This is a genomic window from Psychromonas aquimarina ATCC BAA-1526 (assembly GCF_000428725.1).
GTDB lineage: Bacteria > Pseudomonadota > Gammaproteobacteria > Enterobacterales > Psychromonadaceae > Psychromonas > Psychromonas aquimarina.
Genome location: NZ_AUAM01000020.1, coordinates 9,759 through 26,713 on the forward strand (window position 1 = coordinate 9,759; position 16,955 = coordinate 26,713).

The 16,955-nt window shown below is 42.6% G+C and carries 13 protein-coding genes; 3 read left to right on the top strand and 10 right to left on the bottom strand.

Translation table 11 applies throughout. The annotated features are described in order from the left end of the window. Window positions 1–2: 2 nt before the first annotated feature. The 7 genes from G337_RS0108900 to G337_RS0108930 all read right to left on the bottom strand — a co-directional run bounded on the left by G337_RS0108900 (window position 3) and on the right by G337_RS0108930 (window position 9,893). Window positions 3–1,253: a hypothetical protein gene (locus G337_RS0108900; RefSeq protein WP_028863580.1), complete on the bottom strand. Its 1,251-nt coding sequence runs from the start codon at window positions 1,251–1,253 to the stop codon at window positions 3–5. Further along, window positions 1,253–1,876, bottom strand: coding sequence for a hypothetical protein (locus G337_RS0108905; RefSeq protein WP_028863581.1), 624 nt, complete (start codon window positions 1,874–1,876; stop codon window positions 1,253–1,255). The genes G337_RS0108900 and G337_RS0108905 overlap by 1 nt, the downstream gene beginning before the upstream one ends. Then, window positions 1,876–5,622: an ATP-binding protein gene (locus tag G337_RS0108910; protein ID WP_028863582.1), complete on the bottom strand. Its 3,747-nt coding sequence runs from the start codon at window positions 5,620–5,622 to the stop codon at window positions 1,876–1,878. The genes G337_RS0108905 and G337_RS0108910 overlap by 1 nt, the downstream gene beginning before the upstream one ends. A gap of 229 nt (window positions 5,623–5,851) precedes the next feature. Further along, entirely contained in the window at window positions 5,852–6,757 is a 906-nt protein-coding gene (locus G337_RS0108915; RefSeq protein WP_028863583.1) for an ROK family protein, read from the bottom strand. Between the two features lie 447 nt (window positions 6,758–7,204). After that, window positions 7,205–7,687 carry a membrane protein gene (locus tag G337_RS0108920; RefSeq protein WP_028863584.1) on the bottom strand — a complete coding sequence of 161 codons (483 nt, stop codon included), beginning with the start codon at window positions 7,685–7,687 and terminating at the stop codon, window positions 7,205–7,207. 73 nt (window positions 7,688–7,760) lie between these two features. Next, window positions 7,761–8,900, bottom strand: coding sequence for an HD-GYP domain-containing protein (locus G337_RS25895; RefSeq protein WP_169719619.1), 1,140 nt, complete (start codon window positions 8,898–8,900; stop codon window positions 7,761–7,763). A gap of 99 nt (window positions 8,901–8,999) precedes the next feature. Continuing rightward, window positions 9,000–9,893 carry a patatin-like phospholipase family protein gene (locus G337_RS0108930; protein ID WP_028863585.1) on the bottom strand — a complete coding sequence of 298 codons (894 nt, stop codon included), beginning with the start codon at window positions 9,891–9,893 and terminating at the stop codon, window positions 9,000–9,002. A gap of 231 nt (window positions 9,894–10,124) precedes the next feature. On the opposite strand from G337_RS0108930, the gene G337_RS0108935 reads away from it, so the two are divergent. Then, the gene (locus tag G337_RS0108935; protein ID WP_028863586.1) at window positions 10,125–10,787 is read left to right on the top strand and encodes a DUF2913 family protein; all 663 of its coding nucleotides are present in this window, start codon (window positions 10,125–10,127) and stop codon (window positions 10,785–10,787) included. A gap of 13 nt (window positions 10,788–10,800) precedes the next feature. Beyond that, the gene (locus G337_RS0108940) at window positions 10,801–12,195 is read left to right on the top strand and encodes a hypothetical protein (RefSeq protein WP_028863587.1); all 1,395 of its coding nucleotides are present in this window, start codon (window positions 10,801–10,803) and stop codon (window positions 12,193–12,195) included. Here the strand turns inward: G337_RS0108940 and G337_RS0108945 are convergent, their stop codons facing one another. The 3 genes from G337_RS0108945 to G337_RS0108955 all read right to left on the bottom strand — a co-directional run bounded on the left by G337_RS0108945 (window position 12,196) and on the right by G337_RS0108955 (window position 15,853). Further along, window positions 12,196–12,738 carry an NUDIX hydrolase gene (locus G337_RS0108945; protein ID WP_028863588.1) on the bottom strand — a complete coding sequence of 181 codons (543 nt, stop codon included), beginning with the start codon at window positions 12,736–12,738 and terminating at the stop codon, window positions 12,196–12,198. Between the two features lie 69 nt (window positions 12,739–12,807). After that, window positions 12,808–13,491 carry a tRNA (adenine(22)-N(1))-methyltransferase gene (locus G337_RS25900; protein ID WP_037027271.1) on the bottom strand — a complete coding sequence of 228 codons (684 nt, stop codon included), beginning with the start codon at window positions 13,489–13,491 and terminating at the stop codon, window positions 12,808–12,810. 178 nt (window positions 13,492–13,669) lie between these two features. Then, window positions 13,670–15,853, bottom strand: coding sequence for a Tex family protein (locus tag G337_RS0108955; RefSeq protein ID WP_028863589.1), 2,184 nt, complete (start codon window positions 15,851–15,853; stop codon window positions 13,670–13,672). Between the two features lie 106 nt (window positions 15,854–15,959). On the opposite strand from G337_RS0108955, the gene G337_RS0108960 reads away from it, so the two are divergent. Beyond that, window positions 15,960–16,946 (top strand): Gfo/Idh/MocA family protein, encoded by a 987-nt coding sequence (locus G337_RS0108960; protein ID WP_028863590.1) that lies wholly within the window; start codon window positions 15,960–15,962, stop codon window positions 16,944–16,946. Window positions 16,947–16,955: the final 9 nt, after the last annotated feature.

Below are 16,955 nucleotides of genomic sequence, written 5' to 3' on the forward strand. Positions count from 1 at the left end.
CTTTACAAATTATCTTTGAGTACGATAACCACATCACTATAACTATAGTTATGACTGGTTCCGGACAGTTTGACCCCTTTCATATTGATATCAAGGGCGGCCTGCTGCTCGTTAGTTAATTTACAATAACAGCTGAATACCAGCTCAATCCAGGCTTTCGGCTCTATACTCTGCTCGTTTTCAGACCACAACAGGCACTCACTCTGCCAGTAATTTATTGCCGAAACAGCTTTGCCGCTGGTGATTGCCTGTTCAAACAGGCGTTCCGTCTGCTCCTCAAAATAATCGTGGCTGGCGGCGACCTGCTCAATTTCAGTTAGTTCAACCGAGCCGCTTTCCCGCTCTTTAAGCTCTATCGGGCTTGCCTGTTTACGCAGCGCCTGCACGATAGCAGCTAACGGCTCCTCCAGTGCACTGTTTTTCGTATCAGGGTAGGATTTTAGTTTAAGCGGCGCGGCAAACTTAAGTCTCTTATCAAGGCTTTGATCTTCAAAAAGTGTTTCACTAATTTCAAATTCAGGATGTTTGTGCAGATAGCGCGCCATATTACGCAGTAAGCTGGCTTGTTTTTCATCGCGACGCAGACGGAATAAACTCAAGCGCATATTATCGATAATAAAACGCAGACGCGGCAGGGTCTGATTAAACCAGTAAACAAAACCGCTTATTTTACGTGCAAACTCAATAGGACATGCCCAGTTTGTCCATTCATAACAGGCTTCCGGATCAATCTGCTGCAGTTCAGTTAACAGTTTCTGCGCATAAACCAAAGCGCGTTCATTTTCGCGTACTTTAGCGCTTAAGGTGCTGACAAAACCAAACTGGCTGGAGATGGCATAATGCATATTATCTAAGCTGACATTAAGGTTATCTTTTGCTTCATAAAGCAGATCGTCGAGCTGATCCAGGTAATATTCGGCATCATCGTACTGACTGTTTATAATAGACAACTGGTAGTCTTTCACCGTATCGTCTAACACATCAATGACTTTACCCATATCGCTTAACTGACGGTAACTGCTCTGTTTACGCATCAAACGATTAAGCATTCGTTTCAGCTCGGCGGTAACACGATACTCGCCGGGCTCGTCATCGGGACGCAGCAGCCCTTTTTTATGGAGAATATTCAGCTGCCGGTTGTCGTGTTCGTCGGAGGCAATTGAGCCGTAAACATAAGCGTCGGCAAGCAGCTGATCGTGACAGCCGATCTGTCTTAATAACTCTGCAACTTGTCCAGCATCATAACCCGCCATTAAAACAGTAACTCCTCTTGCTGCTGCTGTTCATTCTGCGGCAGTTCAACACGCTCTGAATCATTTAAAAATTCGATCAGCAGGTAGATTAAATCGAAACGTGCGGTAGCATAATAACGGCTGCTGCCGGCATTTTTGCGTACTAAATAGCCCGTCTCTTCCAGTTTCTGAAAAATCAAAACCAGCTGCTCACGAGTTTCTACTTTATTGGTCTTAAAAGGTTTAATCGAAGTTAAACGGCGAAGCTGTTCACGCAGCGTCTGATCATGCTCAAAGGGATCAAACAGCTCATTAATATTAACCACCGACTTTGCGCGTAACGGCAGATCCGTCTGACTAGCAGTTAACAGCAGCTCTAAAAACTCGACCATTGGACGGAATGAGCTGCGTATCTCGCTGAAAAGAGTGGTCAGTTCAGCGCTGTTATCCTGATCTACCTGCTGAAAGGTGCAGTAATAAGCATCGGCGCTGTCCAGGTAGGTTAAATTCCGGTCTAAATTGTCTAAGAAATCCTCTACGCGAAGACTGTTCTCCGCTGCTTTTAAATACTCAAATTCATCAGCAAAAGCGGTTTCACAAATAACAGCACCGGTCAGCAGCTGTTGTACGGTTTGTTTAAACATTATTCAATCTCCGCAGATATTTCAGCAGCTTGTGTTTGAGGCACGGTTTCCTGTGTTGCGCTTTCATCGGACTCTTCAGGCACAGCAGCCTGTTGACGTAACGCTAATAATTCATCCAGACGAGAAACTGGAATTTCTGCATGGAATATTTTGTTATCTTTTAATTTATAATGGCGATCGTACAACGACAGAATATGGCGGTCCGTCGAAGGTGATGCCGACAGCATAGAAATATTATTGTCGTTAAACATTTTCAGAAGCAGATCGATATTTTCGGCAGCCAGTTCACCTAATTCATCAACCGGTAAAATAATCTGTGACGGGCTTTCGCCGCTGCCTCTGAGCATTCCTAGAATGCCGGCAAACAGGGATAACATCGCCAGATAAGAAAGTCCGGTTGAACTGATTTTTTTCAGCTGCCGTGCATTTCGAGCATGCTTTAACTGCCCTTTTTCAGTAATAGTAAACTCAATATCGAAGAGATTGTTATGTGCCAGCACAAATCCTTCACTGGGAAGATAAGTGGAAAGTTTCTGCATCGCATAAATAAGATCGTCAGGAATATCACCAAGGCCTTCACGCAGATCATCGCGATACTGCTCAAACAGTTTGGCAAACTGCTGCAGCGGTCCCCAGTATTCAAGCTCTTCCTGCTTCATTACCGTATAAACATTGATATCAGCTAAGGCATCGAACTTCGCTAAAGCAGTCACATTCTGCGACAGCTGCTTACCGATAATTTTAATACGGCGGCCGAAGTTTTCGATATGCTGATAAAACTCATTAATCATATTGGCGTTAACGGTCACCAGCTGATAAGTGTTTTTCTGTTTCTGCTCAGCACTGCTTAGCAGATCGGCAATCGGGTTACGGTATTTAAATAAACCTTTTGCCCCCTGATAATTGTCATTATCGGCTACTAACTTCAGCCAGTTTTCAAACAGTTCACTGCCGGCATGATTTTTTCTAAAGGACTCATTAAAGCGGTTAAGCTGCTCCGTTAAACGTTTCTCAATGGTTTTAAACTGTTTAAGCCAGTCGAAACAGAAACTGACGGCAAGATCTGCCTCATTTTTTGGTTCCGAATCACTTTCTAATACTTCAATGCCGCTTAACTCACAGGAGCGCTGACTTTCACTAAGCTGAGTCAGCAGATCGCCGCTGTCACGCAGTTGAATATTGAGTTTCTTTAACAGTTTATGGCAGCTGTCAATTAAAGCCGTTTTCTCTGTATGCAGATCTTCAAGGCTGTTTTCAAAGCCGCGTTTTTGAATTTCGCGATTTTGATTCTGCTCAACCAGTCTGTCGCGGTTTACATACCGCTCGTTCATAAACTGGCTGTATTCACGTGCTTTACGTGCCCAGACAGCACACTGATCCAGTTCATTCTGCAGTTCTTTGCGCTGCTTACTGCGTTTATCCACTTCACCGTCGGGATCAAGTTTAGCTAAATCACTGTTTTTCTGTTTTTTATAATCAGACAAACGGGTTTTAGCACTTGTTTCAATCAGTTCAAGCTGCTGGGATAGTTGATCCAGCTGACTGTCGCGATCTGATTCCACCACCATGCGCTGATCCAGCATAATATTGCTCAGTTCAAATCTCTGCTCCTGCTGAGACTCTTTGAACTCGTTAATTTTTCTGCTGATCTGTTTTTTCTCACCGCTTAACTCTTTAATTAACGTTTCAACGGCAGAGTTAGCCTCTTTTACAGCACGATCCTTTTTCTCAAGCAGACTCTGCTGCTGCACTTTAAGCTGCTCAAGTTTTAATTCATTCTGATTAAGTTTCTGCTTTACTTCGCTGATCGAGATTTTCTGCTGCTCAATCTGTTTATGAACTGCAGTAAGCTGCTGATCCAGTGTTTCAATTTTCTGCGCCAGCTGCTCGCGTTTAACATCTAAAGCAGCGGCTTTTTCACGCAGCTCATTCTCATTAAGCTGCAGATCATTGTCCTGAAGCAGCTGCAGATCTAACTGCAGACCGTAAAAACTGTCGGAATTTCCAAGCCATTTTGGATCTAAGTCTTTGCGGTTAAGCTGCTCTGCAGATAAAAGACGGCCGATATTATCCTTCCATCCGGCAGCGGCAGGTTCATTGCATAAATAGTGCTGCACAGAGCCGGCTTCAGGCAGAAGCTGCTGCTCAACCGCAAAACACTGCTGTTTAAGCTGTTCCAGGTAACGGTTATCCTGTTTATGCTGCTCGAGTAATTTTTCACGCTGTTTTTCCAGCACAGATAAGTGCTGATTTTCCTCATTGCTTTTCTGCAGGATCAGCATCTGAGCTTCATTAGTCTGAGTAAGGCTGTTTTGATTAACTTCAATCGCAGTTAACAGTTCTTTATCAATAAGCGGATTCTGCTGCTGCAGATCCGCCTGATGCAGTTTATTATCAACGGTCTGCTGCTGCATATTAAGTTTCAGAAATGTTTCATTTAACTGCTCATTTAGCTGTGCAAGCTGCGCCTGATAGGTCTCGTTAATCACTGTTAACTGTACATTTGCCGACTCTTTAATGGCGGCAGACTGCTCTTTATTGGCAGCTGTATCTTTGACTTTCTGTAACTGCAGTTCCTGTATTAGTTTTTCAAACTTGTTATGAACCTTACTGATATTGCCTTCAAAGGCTTCAATAACGGCATTGATTTCATTAAGCTGTATCTGCAGGCGCGGACCTTGATCTGCCTGCAGCTGAAAACTGGCGGCATCCTGATCATCATAATTCAGCTTGTCCTGATCCAGCAGATCAATACGGCTTTGATCCGCTTCTATTTCCGCGGTTAATTTAGCTATATCCTGTCTCAGCGTCGCACTGCCGCTTTTCAGCTGCGCCTCAAGCTGCTCGAGCTCACTGCGGGTTTTCTCTTTAGTTTCTTTACGCTGCTGCTGCACAGCTTCAAGCTGCTGCTGATGGTTAATAATTTCAAAATGCAGATGCTGCAGTTTAACTAACAAACTGTCGAGATTATTAAAATCGCTCTGCCAGACAGTTATTTTGTCGGCAACTTTCTGAATAGCACGGCTGGCCTGTATATCGGCAAGCCAGTGGCTGATATCTTCTTTATTAAGGCTGATCTGCTCTTTTTCTTCGATGCTGCTGCGGGCAAGGTGATCGCTGGCAATCGCCACCAGCATACGTTTTACAGCATCAAAATCGAGATTCTTTTCAATCGTACCGTTAACTACCTTGTCGATATGTGAGGTAGGCTGTTCACTGAATGCAAAGCGGCTCTGCAGCTGACGGATATCTTTAAGCTTACGTCCGCCGCGCAGGTTCTGAATCACCTGACGGTATTTATCTATACCTAGATAACTAGAGCAGACACTGCCGGCACTGCGGTAAATACGTTCCACTTCATTAACCGATAAAGGCTGCTTATCGCTGCCGATAAAGTGTTCACTGTTATAAGCTCCGTCTATCAGTTTAAAATGCACACCGCGTCCGTCACTTTTAGCCAGCATCATGCAGGTTTGACCATAGGGACGCTGATACTCATAAACCAGCATGCTTGAGTCACGCGGCAGATAATAATCAGCAAAATTTCGCGCCTGATCTACCTTGCTGACAATATCACTGGGACGCATACCGTAAAATAGCGGTAATAAACGCATCAAAGATGTTTTACCCGCTCCGTTTGTGCCTTCAAGCTGAGTATGACCAGTTAAATCAAGTTCATTAACCTGGCCTTTCCAGAAACTGTCGATGATGATAATGCGCAGTAATTGATAGGCTTGCTGAGCCATAGAGAATCCTTGTGAACGGTTTTTGTACAATCTGTTATTGATTTGAATATTTTGCGCTAATTTATAAGGATAGAGCGGATTTGTCGATGATTTTTAATGAAGATTGTGCTTTTAAATGCAGGTTAGCCGGGTTTATACCCAATCTGCCATGAGTACAGCTGCGGGTTGACTGCAACCCGCTTCATTATTGTGCAGTTTACCTTTAAAGTAAGGAAAAGATAAACAAGGCCTAAGGTTTATAATTTAAAATTGCCGCGCCGCGCACACCGCCGCTACCGCCGAATTCAGCAGTAGTAATTTTAGGTAATACAACATTCGGCAGCAGATGTTCCGGCAGGCGTTTCGGCAGTTCCTCATGTAGTACTTCAAAATTGGATAATCCGCCGCCGAACACAATTACGTCGGGATCTAAGACTAAAATTGCCGTACCTAAACCGGCCGCTAAAATATCAAAATAAATATCCACTACTTTACAGGCGAGCTTGTCACCGGCACGGTATTTTTCGATAATTTCAGGTCCTTTTAAAGGCTCCTCGGCATAGTGTAAATATAAGTTGCCTAACCCGGTTCCCGACATATAAGTTTCTAAACACATCTGCCGGCCGCAGCCGCAGGTGATGTTCGGTAAATCAGGATGCTGCAGAAACAGCGTTGCAGGCAGCGGATAGTGGCCGACTTCACCGGCAAAAGAGTTAAATCCGCTATGAATCGCCCCGTTAACAAAAATTGCCCCGCCGACACCGGTACCCAGTGTGATTCCAATAGCCGTTGAGCACCCGTCTGCACTGCCGCCGTAACATTCTGAAAGCAGAAAACAGTTGGCATCATTTTCTAATTTAACCGGACGATCCAGGAGAGCTGACAAATCAACGGATAAATTACGCCCTTTCACGGCAGGTACATTAGCACAATATACCGTCTGAGCCTGTTGATTGACGGCCCCGGGAAATCCCATTCCGACAGCACCGCGGCAGTCAAACTGCTGATCTGCATTTTTCACCATAGCGCAGACAATCTGCAGAAATGAATCATAATCATCAGGTGTCGGTCTCTGATCTTCGAACAAACAGTTCAAAGCCTGGTCATAAACTGAAAACGCAATTTTAGTACCGCCAACATCAAACCCGTACAACATAAAATTTCCTTTTAGCAATAGTTATATAATCTCTTGTATAAGCAAATAAACTGTCAATCAGCAGCAGGCTTGCTGTCACTTTATTCGAGGTGCGAATATATCATAAGAAAAAGCGCATGTTTTATTCTCAACACACTTTTAACGGTTTTTATCTTGAAAATGAGGCAGATGTCATTATTAGCAGTCTGTTATAAAAGAGTTTTGACGGGAAAAGCGAAGATAAAGGCTTGTTATACCAATTCCATTAATTAGGTGATCTATTTAGGTCTAGGAAAAATGAATGAAAGCAAGGCATTGATTGCAGTAACTAGTTGTTCTAATTACAAAATAAATAACCAAAATACAAATCTTATTTGTATTTAGTTAGCATTCATTTTAACCAGCATAAATGAATAGAAAATTAGTGGATTTGGTATTAATACAAGCCCAGTACTAGAGCAGTTAAAATTAAAAGCGATAACCGTGTGCACCAAACATAGCACCGGCAACCGTCACTAAGCTGATGCTCAGCAGCACTATATGCATAACCTGCACTCTGCGGAAAGTTTTATCACTGTCAATAAGTGCCTGTTTCCTAAACCAGTCATGTAAAAACCACGGTTCAAATACAAACAATACCAGAGTGAAGATCAGCCACACCAGCACCATAAGATGCATCCACCAGAATTCAACCTGCAGGAAACGGTCCCAGATCTGCATTGTTTCTATAAGGTAAACACCGGATACAAACGTCAATACTGTGGTAATTCGGGCCTGAATGGAGAATTTCCCTTCCAGCTTTTCAAACAGCTCAAGACGGTTATTGATATCGGGGATCTGTTTCAGAGAAGGAATTAAAACCGTGGTAACAAACGCCACGCCTCCAATCCATAGTACAACAGCAAAAATATGCAGTGCACGTGCAAAAATATAAGTATTAACACTATCCATAACTATCCCTATAAGAATTCAATAAATCCCGAGCATTATACTCGGGTATTAAGGACAGTAAGCCTGATCATGATCAATCACAAGCATCTTTAAATGAATCCATAATTTTCTGCACTTTAGATCTGTTATTAAGCAGCGCGTTAACACAGTCACTGTCTAGTTTAATACCCGATAAACGTGTTAACTCTGCAAAGGCATCATCTATCGACCAGGCCTTTTTATAGGGCCGATCACTGGTTAATGCATCAAATATATCTGCCACCGCAACGATGCGCGCTTCTATTTCAATCTGGTGGGCAGTTAAATTGTCAGGGTAGCCTGTACCGTCTATTTTCTCATGGTGGGAACGGACAATGTTTATAAGTGAAGTGATAAACGGCAGATCAGAAAGTTTATACACTTCAATAAGCTTTTGGATCAAGTCATCACCGCTGACTGTATGACCCTGCATAATTGAAAACTCTTTATCAGTCAATGGGCCGTTTTTTAACAGGATATGATCAGGTACGGTTAACTTGCCTAAATCGTGCATCGGCGCATAAAGATATATATAACTGATAAACAGATCCGAAAGCTCGTAAATATCAGCAATTTCCCGTGCAATCAATAATGAATAACTGGCCATCCTCTGCAGGTGCTCTCCCGTTTCCGGATCGCGGTGAGAGCTGATGATTTTCATTGATTCAATCGTTGATTTGAGTACATTAATCCGCGCTGTATCCTGATGCAGCAGCAGAGTTATCACCATAGACAGCAGCCGCAGTCTTTCTACAACCTCTTCCGTAAATACATCTTTTGCTCGCGAATTTACAAATAGAAAACCAAGCAGCTGACCTTCCATTAATAAAGGAATGGTGATACTTGAAAGATATCCAGCTTGACGGACTAATGCTGTATGGACATGGGTACTTTGATCAAATATTGAAATATCATTAACTACCCGCTCCTGTGCACAGGAAGCTAAGTGCTGCAGAGAGTTGCACTCAGACAGGATCGCTTCATAATTATGCAGATCTGACGGCTGGTCTTCATCATAAGCATGGGTTTTAATCACATCTCTCTCTACATCATAAAGTGCAATAGCAACCCGGTTGATAAAGGGAAATGACTTACTTAAATCCTTACGAATTTCGTGAATTTTTCCCTGCAGATCCGAATGATGTTCAAGATAAGATGAAACTGCAGTCTCTTGCGCTTTATTTTTCCTGATCATATCCATGATGCTTAATTACCCTGTTATAAATGAATACAGTTTAGTCCATTAAGATTGATATTTTTTATACATCCGTCAAGTTTAGGTAAACAAAGCGTTTCAAACTTTTTCAGGCAGATAATGCTGCGCTTTTTTATAACCTAATGCGATCATTTCGCAGGCTCGGTCAAATTCCAATGTACCGCAGGCGTTTCTGGCAATTTCAATATTATAATCCGCCGGATAAGCGGCTAACTTCTGACGCGCTATGGTACTCTGCATGGCATCAAATGCCTGGTTAGCAATATCATAGGCCCCCCAGTCCTGCGCTTTCTGTTCTTTTTTCTCACTTCGGAAACGACTGATAAATTTGTATATATTTTCATGAATCTTCAGCCCCTGCGGGCTGCTTTTGGACGGCACCGGTTTTAACTCCTCAATTGGTGCTTCCGCGACTGTCCCGCCAAGATTTACAGCAATAGTCAGATCCGTATGGTCACTGAAAGTAGGCGCGATAGGTACCGGATTAAGTACGCCCCCGTCGATCAGTTCAACTCCATTGCGTGTAACAGGAGTAAAAAACAGCGGCAGGGATATTGAAGCCCGGATCGCTTCAAAAAGAGAGCCTGAATTTATCCACACCTCTTTCTCATTTTTGATATCAGCGGCAACGGCTGTATAACTAACAGCAAGCTCTTCAATTTTCTGATCACCTAATAATTCTACTAAGGTATTGATAACTTTATCACCGCGTACTAGGCCGCTGGATTTCCAGGAAATATCCAGCAGGGAAATAATATCCAGCTTGTCGATTTCACAAATCCATTTTTCAAAAATCTCTAACTTTCCAGCGGCATACACCCCGCCGATAAGGGCGCCTATTGAACATCCTGAAATTGAGCGTATTTCATAGTCATTTTCGACTAACCATTTAATAATTCCGATATGTGCAAGTCCGCGGGCACCGCCGCTGCCTAATACCAGCGAAACAGTTGTTTTTTTAAGACTGTGCATACTCACCTCAGTTTTTCAAAGTAGATAATCATTATAAATACAAAAATTGACTTTAATTTAACCTGACATCGCATTTTAATGATGCAGTGCAAATACCTTTACAAAAACATTGCGTTTAGTTGCATTTATCTACTTGTGAGTGTGTTTATTGCCTGTCATAATTTTCACCTGCACCGTTTTATTATGGTTATTTTAACAGGTCTTCATTTTACGAAGAAAAATAGGAATTACATGGTTCTCTTCTCTCAAGAAATATACAAACTAATCACTACCGCGCTAACTGAATTATCTGCTTCTCAGGTCTCGGGAAGAACACCACAAAACCCGCTCAGTGAAGCACATTATTTTGGGGCATGGGTAACCACTGCGATGAAACAAAAGCGTTTTGACAGTGTTGTTTTAGAAACTCTGAAAGGATGGCAGCGTCAGGCCCGCAGTCTGGGTAAAAATGCCGGTTTAAAAAAGCAGTTTATCTACTTAGAAAAGTGCTACAGCCAGGTTTTAAATGCCGATAAACAAGTGCAGGCAGTAAATGTTGAGCAGCTGAATACTCTTTATGCACAATTAACAGATGATGACTGGATGGTGACAACTGATATGCAGGTCGGTGAAAAACTTAATCGTCACAGCGGCGGCAGACAATCATTAATTGTCTGTGCTGAGCAGATAAGCAGCTGTTTTGATGCACAGGGCACACTGATAAAACCAATTTCTTTATATGTTCGCGGTGCGCAGCAGGAAATCATTGACTTAGCATTTGCACAGGATCTGTTGTTATATAAAATTACAGACTACAAATCTAAAGTTAAATATCACGGTGAATTTATTGTTTACCCGAATAACGACGGAACAGCTTTACCGGAATTCCCGATCGATTCGAGCGAACAGGAATAACAGCAGGTATTATATGCCGATCATTAAACAGCAAGGTTCAATTCTGACTGATCAGGAACTACAGTTTCTGGCATCGCAGTCCGCTCGACAAAAAAATAATAACGTTGCTGTTTATTCATTTCAACTAGCACTGGAATTCGATAATTATTCGGTAATTCAGTCGGATAATCTTGAAGAGCTGATCTTAATGATCAGTGCCAGCCCGCGCGGCATCGCCCTGGTTTTACCTGAACATATAGAATTTGAGCCCCTGTTAGATAAACTGCTTAAATTATTAAAGATCCGTGCAGATATTCACATCTTCTGGGTGGGAAAAATGCCGGACATGGATATTGATCTGTCTACCTTTGAATACTGCAGCAGCCTTAAACAGCTTACAGTTAATCTGGATCGCTGGCAGATGCATGTTGCACATATCTTCAAGCAGTGGCTGGAGCAGTACCGGGTTGCTTTTATTGCCGATAATCCGCTTCAGAAAAAACAACATCAGGCGGCATTTAACGAAATCGGCCTGCAGCACGTGCAGTATTTTAATAATAAAGACGCACAGCAGAACATAAAAAATCAACAGTTATTAATTATCGATTTAACTGTCAATGAACTGCATCTTATTGATATTCTTACGCAGTTATCCGCGCGTAAAGAGTTTCCTATTGTACTTCTATTCGGCAAGCTGCCGGCTAATGTATGCCGGGCGGCTTACCAGCTGGCCAAAAATTACGGCTTTACTATTTTAGCCAGTCTGACCTGCGTTCCGGATCAAAAACAGTGGTCGCAGTTATTACAGTCCCTGTTTTCTAAGGTTTATCTTAAGCTTTGGATTAATGAAGAGCCGCTTAAAACCGGGGCCTACGGCCTGTATAACCTTGAGAAGCAGACTCTGAACAGTTATTTTTGTCTGTTTGGCATGAGTAAAAAGCAGATTGCGGCACTGCCGGAGAAAAAAGATTCTCGCAAAATAATCAGTGCACGCAGTCTACAGGACTGGTTTCCGCAGGGCATTAAACGGGATCTGAAAAATGAGCTGGCGTCTGGATTGAATACTTCATTAGAAGAGATAGACCTGTGCATCGAATACCCGGAAAAAATACAGACAAGCTCGGTATTTTTTGCTTCCTTAGTAATGGCGCGCCTTTCTTCAATTCGAATTTACTGGCTGGTACATGATGAAACTCAGCTTTCCATCGATGTGCTTAATAACTTCCCCGTTTCAGATTTGATTCTGTCTGAGAAATTAAGCCACCAGCTGCTTGGCAGCCCATCTGATGAATTACTGGGTTTTATCGATCAGGCGAAAAAACAGGAAGTCAGCTTATGCGCGACACTGCACCAGAATCAGACAACTAAAGACGCAATGTCTATGTACGGAATCGAGTTTGTACTCGATAAGCAAACCTATATCGAATAATCACCCCGCTTTCTGCTCTCTGACCTGCGGAAGCAGTTCCTCGACAATAAGTTTTAATATAAACGTTTCCCGCTCTATGGACATGCCCTTCTTGGCACTGTTTTTAATAGTATGTTCGTTATGTTTGACTGCATCATTTACATCTAACCAGACCGCTTTCATGCCGTTTTTGATCTCGTAATCTTCCAGCTTGGTTTTGCCGAGGCGGCTGTCGATGTCGCACACATAACAGTAGGATTTCATATGCATAATCTCGAAATCGTCTTTATACCAGGGACGATACTCTTCATATAAGCCGAACTCTTCGATATTGCGGATATTCTGTGCGCCGGTTTCTTCCTGAAGCTCGCGAATTAATCCCTGCTCCAGATTCTCCCCCGCATCCACACCGCCGCCGGGAAGCGTGTAGTCATGATAACGCTCAGTATAAAGCATTAAAATCTTTTCACCTTTAAGGATAATTGCACGGGCGGCGATGCGGGTGAAAGTACTTTGATCTAAAGAAGTGATATCAGGATGAACAGTGGATTTAAGCAGGCGCATTAATAACTCATATCTGGCAAAACGGGCGCAGAGTATACCTTGCCCGCAGCAAAAAGACACTATTTAGCGTTAACTCTGGTATAAGCTCTGATACTGCTCGATAACCGCAGCCGTATTGCTGTGTGCAGGGCTTTTAGCAATACGCTGGTAATGTTTGATAGTTTTATCCAGATAGTTAATATGTTTTTTATTGTTAAAATCCCACATAATTGAACCGACATTAGAGACAGACTGCGGCGCACCAGCCGCGACATGCAGCACTTCATAATAGCGATTGTTTTCACAGATAAGTGACTCATTAATTAAACCCAGTTTCTGCTCTATTAAAAACTGCCGGACCTTATAATTATGATGAACCGGGCATAATAGAAACTCTACCTGGTAAGCAGCAAAGCGCTTTATTAATGACTGTATCAGCTCAATAAGCAGCTCACCGCCAACACCGGCGATTATCACCAGGTGTTTATCTTTAAGTACATCCTTTGAGTACAATTCAACCGGTAAATCGGCCGCGTCCATACAGTGAACATGCCATGCATTGAGCTGCAGCTTTCTGGCAAATTCACTATTGAGCTTAGCTTCGATCTGTTTTAATAAATCCGGCACAATATCCACAAAATGCACTGTCTGCGCAGCCTGTCGTTTAAGCAGGTTTAAACCTAAAAAACCATGGTCACAGCAGCAGTCCCAAATATGATCATATTCTCTGCTCACCATGCTGTCTATCTGCTGCAGACGTAAACTAAGTTTCACTATAACTTCTCTTTCTATCTATTTAAGACGCATACTCAACGTAATTCTGCCCCGCTGCAGATCCACATCTACAACCCGTACCTTGAGCTCGCTTTTTAACTATGCTGAAGACGCATACTTAATGCAATTCTACCGCGCTGCAGATCCACATCTACAACCCGTACCTTGAACTCGCTTTTTAACTATGCTGAAGACGCATACTTAATGCAATTCTACCGCGCTGCAGATCAACATCTACAACCCGTACCTTGACAATCTGCCCTGTTTTAACAACCTGGAAGGGATCACTGACAAACTTATCCGCAAGCTGTGAAATATGCACTAAACCATCCTGATGCACACCGATATCAACAAAAGCACCAAAACTGGTGACATTAGAGACAACCCCCTGCAGCACCATATCATTTATCAGCTCTGCCGGTTTATTAATACCTTCTGCAAAACTAACGGTTTTAAACTCTGGACGAGGATCGCGTCCAGGTTTAGCAAGCTCACTCAGAATATCTGTAATACTGAGCAGACCAAACTGTTCATTGACATACTGCTGTGCATTAACATTGTTTAATAATAACGGATTATTGACCAGCTCTTTAACTTGTCTGCCCTGCTGCACTGCAATTTCTTTTACCAGCGCGTAAGCTTCCGGGTGCACGGCAGAATTATCCAGAGGATTAACAGCTTCACTTATGCGTAAAAATCCCGCCGACTGCTGAAAAGCTTTATCGCCTAAGCGGGCAACTTTTTTGAGCACATTTCTTGATTTAAAAGCACCATAAGTATCCCGGTAATCTACAATGTTCTGTGCAATAGTTTTGTTTAACCCGGCAATAAAACTCAATAAAGACACTGAAGCACTATTCAAGTCAACACCCACTGCATTTACACAGTCTTCTACTACCGTCTGCAGACGTCTTGCCAGTTTAGTCTGATTAAGATCGTGCTGATATAAACCAACACCAATTGCTTTAGCATCAATTTTTACCAGTTCCGCTAAGGGATCCTGCAGACGCCGGGCAATTGAAACTGCGCCTCGAATGGAAACATCAAGATCTGGAAATTCCTGTGATGCAAGTTCAGAAGCAGAATAAACAGATGCACCCGCTTCGCTAACTATTAAGCAGGGAATTGTTAAACCCTGCTCGTTAAGCAGCTCACGCACAAAACTATCTGATTCCCGCGATGCGGTACCATTACCGATGGCAATCAGATCGACTTTGTATTTGTTAATCAGTTTGATTATCTCATGCGCTGACTGCTCTGTTTTAAAAGCAGGTGCATGCGGATAAATAGTTGCATAATCAAGCAGCTTGCCGGTTTCACTGATAACGGCAGCTTTACAGCCCGTACGCAGCCCCGGATCTAAGCCGAGTACGACTTTTCTGCCGGCAGGTGCAGCCATCAGCAGCTCTTTTAAATTGCCGGCAAAAATATCAATGGCACTGTCAAAGGATTTTTCTTTCATGGATGAAATTAGCTGGGTTTCCAAAAGCGTCGATATTTTACTTTTCCAGGCCTTTTTCACTGCAGCTTTTCGCCAGCTGTCAGGTGTCAGATTAGCGAATGAAAAACCTAAATGACTGGCTATCAGCGTTTCACAGTAGGAGTCTTTAATACTCTTATCCTGCCTGGGATCGGCATTAAGCTTTAGTTTTAACAAACCTTCGCTTTTGCCGCGCAGCATGGCTAATAAACGGTGTGAAGATATTTTCTTTAAAGGCTCCTGAAATTCAAAATAATCTTTAAATTTTAATGCATTCTGCTCTTGTCCTTTGACCACTGTAGAAACCAGGGCTGCATTATTGAACAAATGTTTGCGCAGCTTATCCAGCAGTGCAGCATCAGCAGCAATACGCTCGACGATTATCAGCTGCGCTCCCGTTAATACACTTTTCGCATCAGGGAAACCTTTGCTGCTGTTTATATAGCGTTTAGCCAGACAATCTACATCCGTTTCGTTGTGAAACCATAACTTATCCGCAAGCGGTTCCAGTCCGGCGTCTATCGCTAACTGGCCTTTACTGATGCGTTTACTTTTAAAAGGCTGGTATAAATCTTCAAGCGTAGTTTTATCGGGCGCTGCATTTATCTGCCCTTTTAATTTATCAGTTAAATTCCCCTGCTCACTGAGCGCTTTTAAAACTGCATTTCTGCGCATCTCTAATTCGCGCAGATAGGTCAGGCGAGTTTCTAATAAACGAAGCTGCACATCATCGAGCCCGTTGGTGGCCTCCTTGCGGTAACGCGCGATAAACGGCACTGTATTGCCGTCATCATAAAGTGAAACAAAAGCGTTAACCTGGGCTGTTGTAACGGCGGATTCAGCGGCCAGCTGCGAAATAATTGACGATACATTTGAATTCATAATTTTCTTTTAATTTTTATTTAGTTATGGGCATACTAATGATTTTAATCGAACTTGATGATTGTTAATATCACTTTCAAATATTTAATAACCGGGATTATATAAAATGATTAATTTTGCAGTTATCGGCACCAACTGGATCAGTGAAGAATTTGTCAATGCGGCCTTAGTTAATAAGCAGCTGCACCTTAACGCGGTATATTCCCGTCATATACAAACAGCTGAAAAATTTGCTCAAAAGTATAATGTTAAAAACTGTTTTGATGATATCAGTTTATTAAGCAGGAGCGATACAATACAGGCCGTTTATATCGGCAGTCCGAACTCGCTGCATTTTGAACAGGCATTAATGATGTTAAAACATGGCAAACATGTTATTTGTGAAAAGCCTTTAGCATCTAACGCAAAGCAGGTTGAAATTCTTTACCAGGCAGCTGTTGATAACAATGTGGTTTTATTTGAAGCCTATAAAACCGCATGTCTGCCCAACTTTGCACAGATAAAAAATAATCTTTCTAAGCTTGGTAAACTGCGCAAAGCGCATATTCATTACTGCCAGTATTCCTCCCGCTACCAGAAGTATTTAGACGGTGAAAATCCCAATACCTTTAACCCCGAATATTCTAACGGTTCGATTATGGATATTGGTTATTACTGTGTGGCATTCACCGTTGCCCTGTTTGGTAAACCGTTAGAAATTCAGGCCGCAGCCACCCTGCTTGACTCAGGTGTTGACGGTGCAGGCGCTGTTCTGCTCAACTACGGAGAATTTACTGTCAGCATTGATCACTCAAAAATAAGTGACTCGGTACTGCCCAGTGAAATACAAGGAGAGCAGGGTAATCTAGTTATCAAACATATTTCACTCTGTGATCAGGTCCATCTGCATCAAAAAGAGCAGGTAACCGATCTGACTTTACCGCAGCCTGAAAACAGTATGGTTTACGAAGCGGACTTTTTTGCTGAGCAGATTCAGCGGGGCAGAATGGATGAGCAGGCGGTTATACGCTCTAAAATAACTGCAGCTGTGATCACCGAAATCCGCGCTTTGACTAAAGTAAAATTTCCAGCAGATGAACTATGCTATAGCTGATTGACATAG

Excerpts from the sequence above, each read along its gene's own strand:
- G337_RS0108900 (WP_028863580.1), bottom strand. The coding sequence starts at position 1,253 with ATGGCGGGTTATGATGCTGGACAAGTTGCAGAGTTATTAAGACAGATC.
- G337_RS0108905 (WP_028863581.1), bottom strand. The coding sequence starts at position 1,876 with ATGTTTAAACAAACCGTACAACAGCTGCTGACCGGTGCTGTTATTTGT.
- G337_RS0108910 (WP_028863582.1), bottom strand. The coding sequence starts at position 5,622 with ATGGCTCAGCAAGCCTATCAATTACTGCGCATTATCATCATCGACAGT.
- G337_RS0108915 (WP_028863583.1), bottom strand. The coding sequence starts at position 6,757 with ATGTTGTACGGGTTTGATGTTGGCGGTACTAAAATTGCGTTTTCAGTT.
- G337_RS0108920 (WP_028863584.1), bottom strand. The coding sequence starts at position 7,687 with ATGGATAGTGTTAATACTTATATTTTTGCACGTGCACTGCATATTTTT.
- G337_RS25895 (WP_169719619.1), bottom strand. The coding sequence starts at position 8,900 with ATGATCAGGAAAAATAAAGCGCAAGAGACTGCAGTTTCATCTTATCTT.
- G337_RS0108930 (WP_028863585.1), bottom strand. The coding sequence starts at position 9,893 with ATGCACAGTCTTAAAAAAACAACTGTTTCGCTGGTATTAGGCAGCGGC.
- G337_RS0108935 (WP_028863586.1), top strand. The coding sequence starts at position 10,125 with ATGGTTCTCTTCTCTCAAGAAATATACAAACTAATCACTACCGCGCTA.
- G337_RS0108940 (WP_028863587.1), top strand. The coding sequence starts at position 10,801 with ATGCCGATCATTAAACAGCAAGGTTCAATTCTGACTGATCAGGAACTA.
- G337_RS0108945 (WP_028863588.1), bottom strand. The coding sequence starts at position 12,738 with ATGCGCCTGCTTAAATCCACTGTTCATCCTGATATCACTTCTTTAGAT.
- G337_RS0108955 (WP_028863589.1), bottom strand. The coding sequence starts at position 15,853 with ATGAATTCAAATGTATCGTCAATTATTTCGCAGCTGGCCGCTGAATCC.
- G337_RS0108960 (WP_028863590.1), top strand. The coding sequence starts at position 15,960 with ATGATTAATTTTGCAGTTATCGGCACCAACTGGATCAGTGAAGAATTT.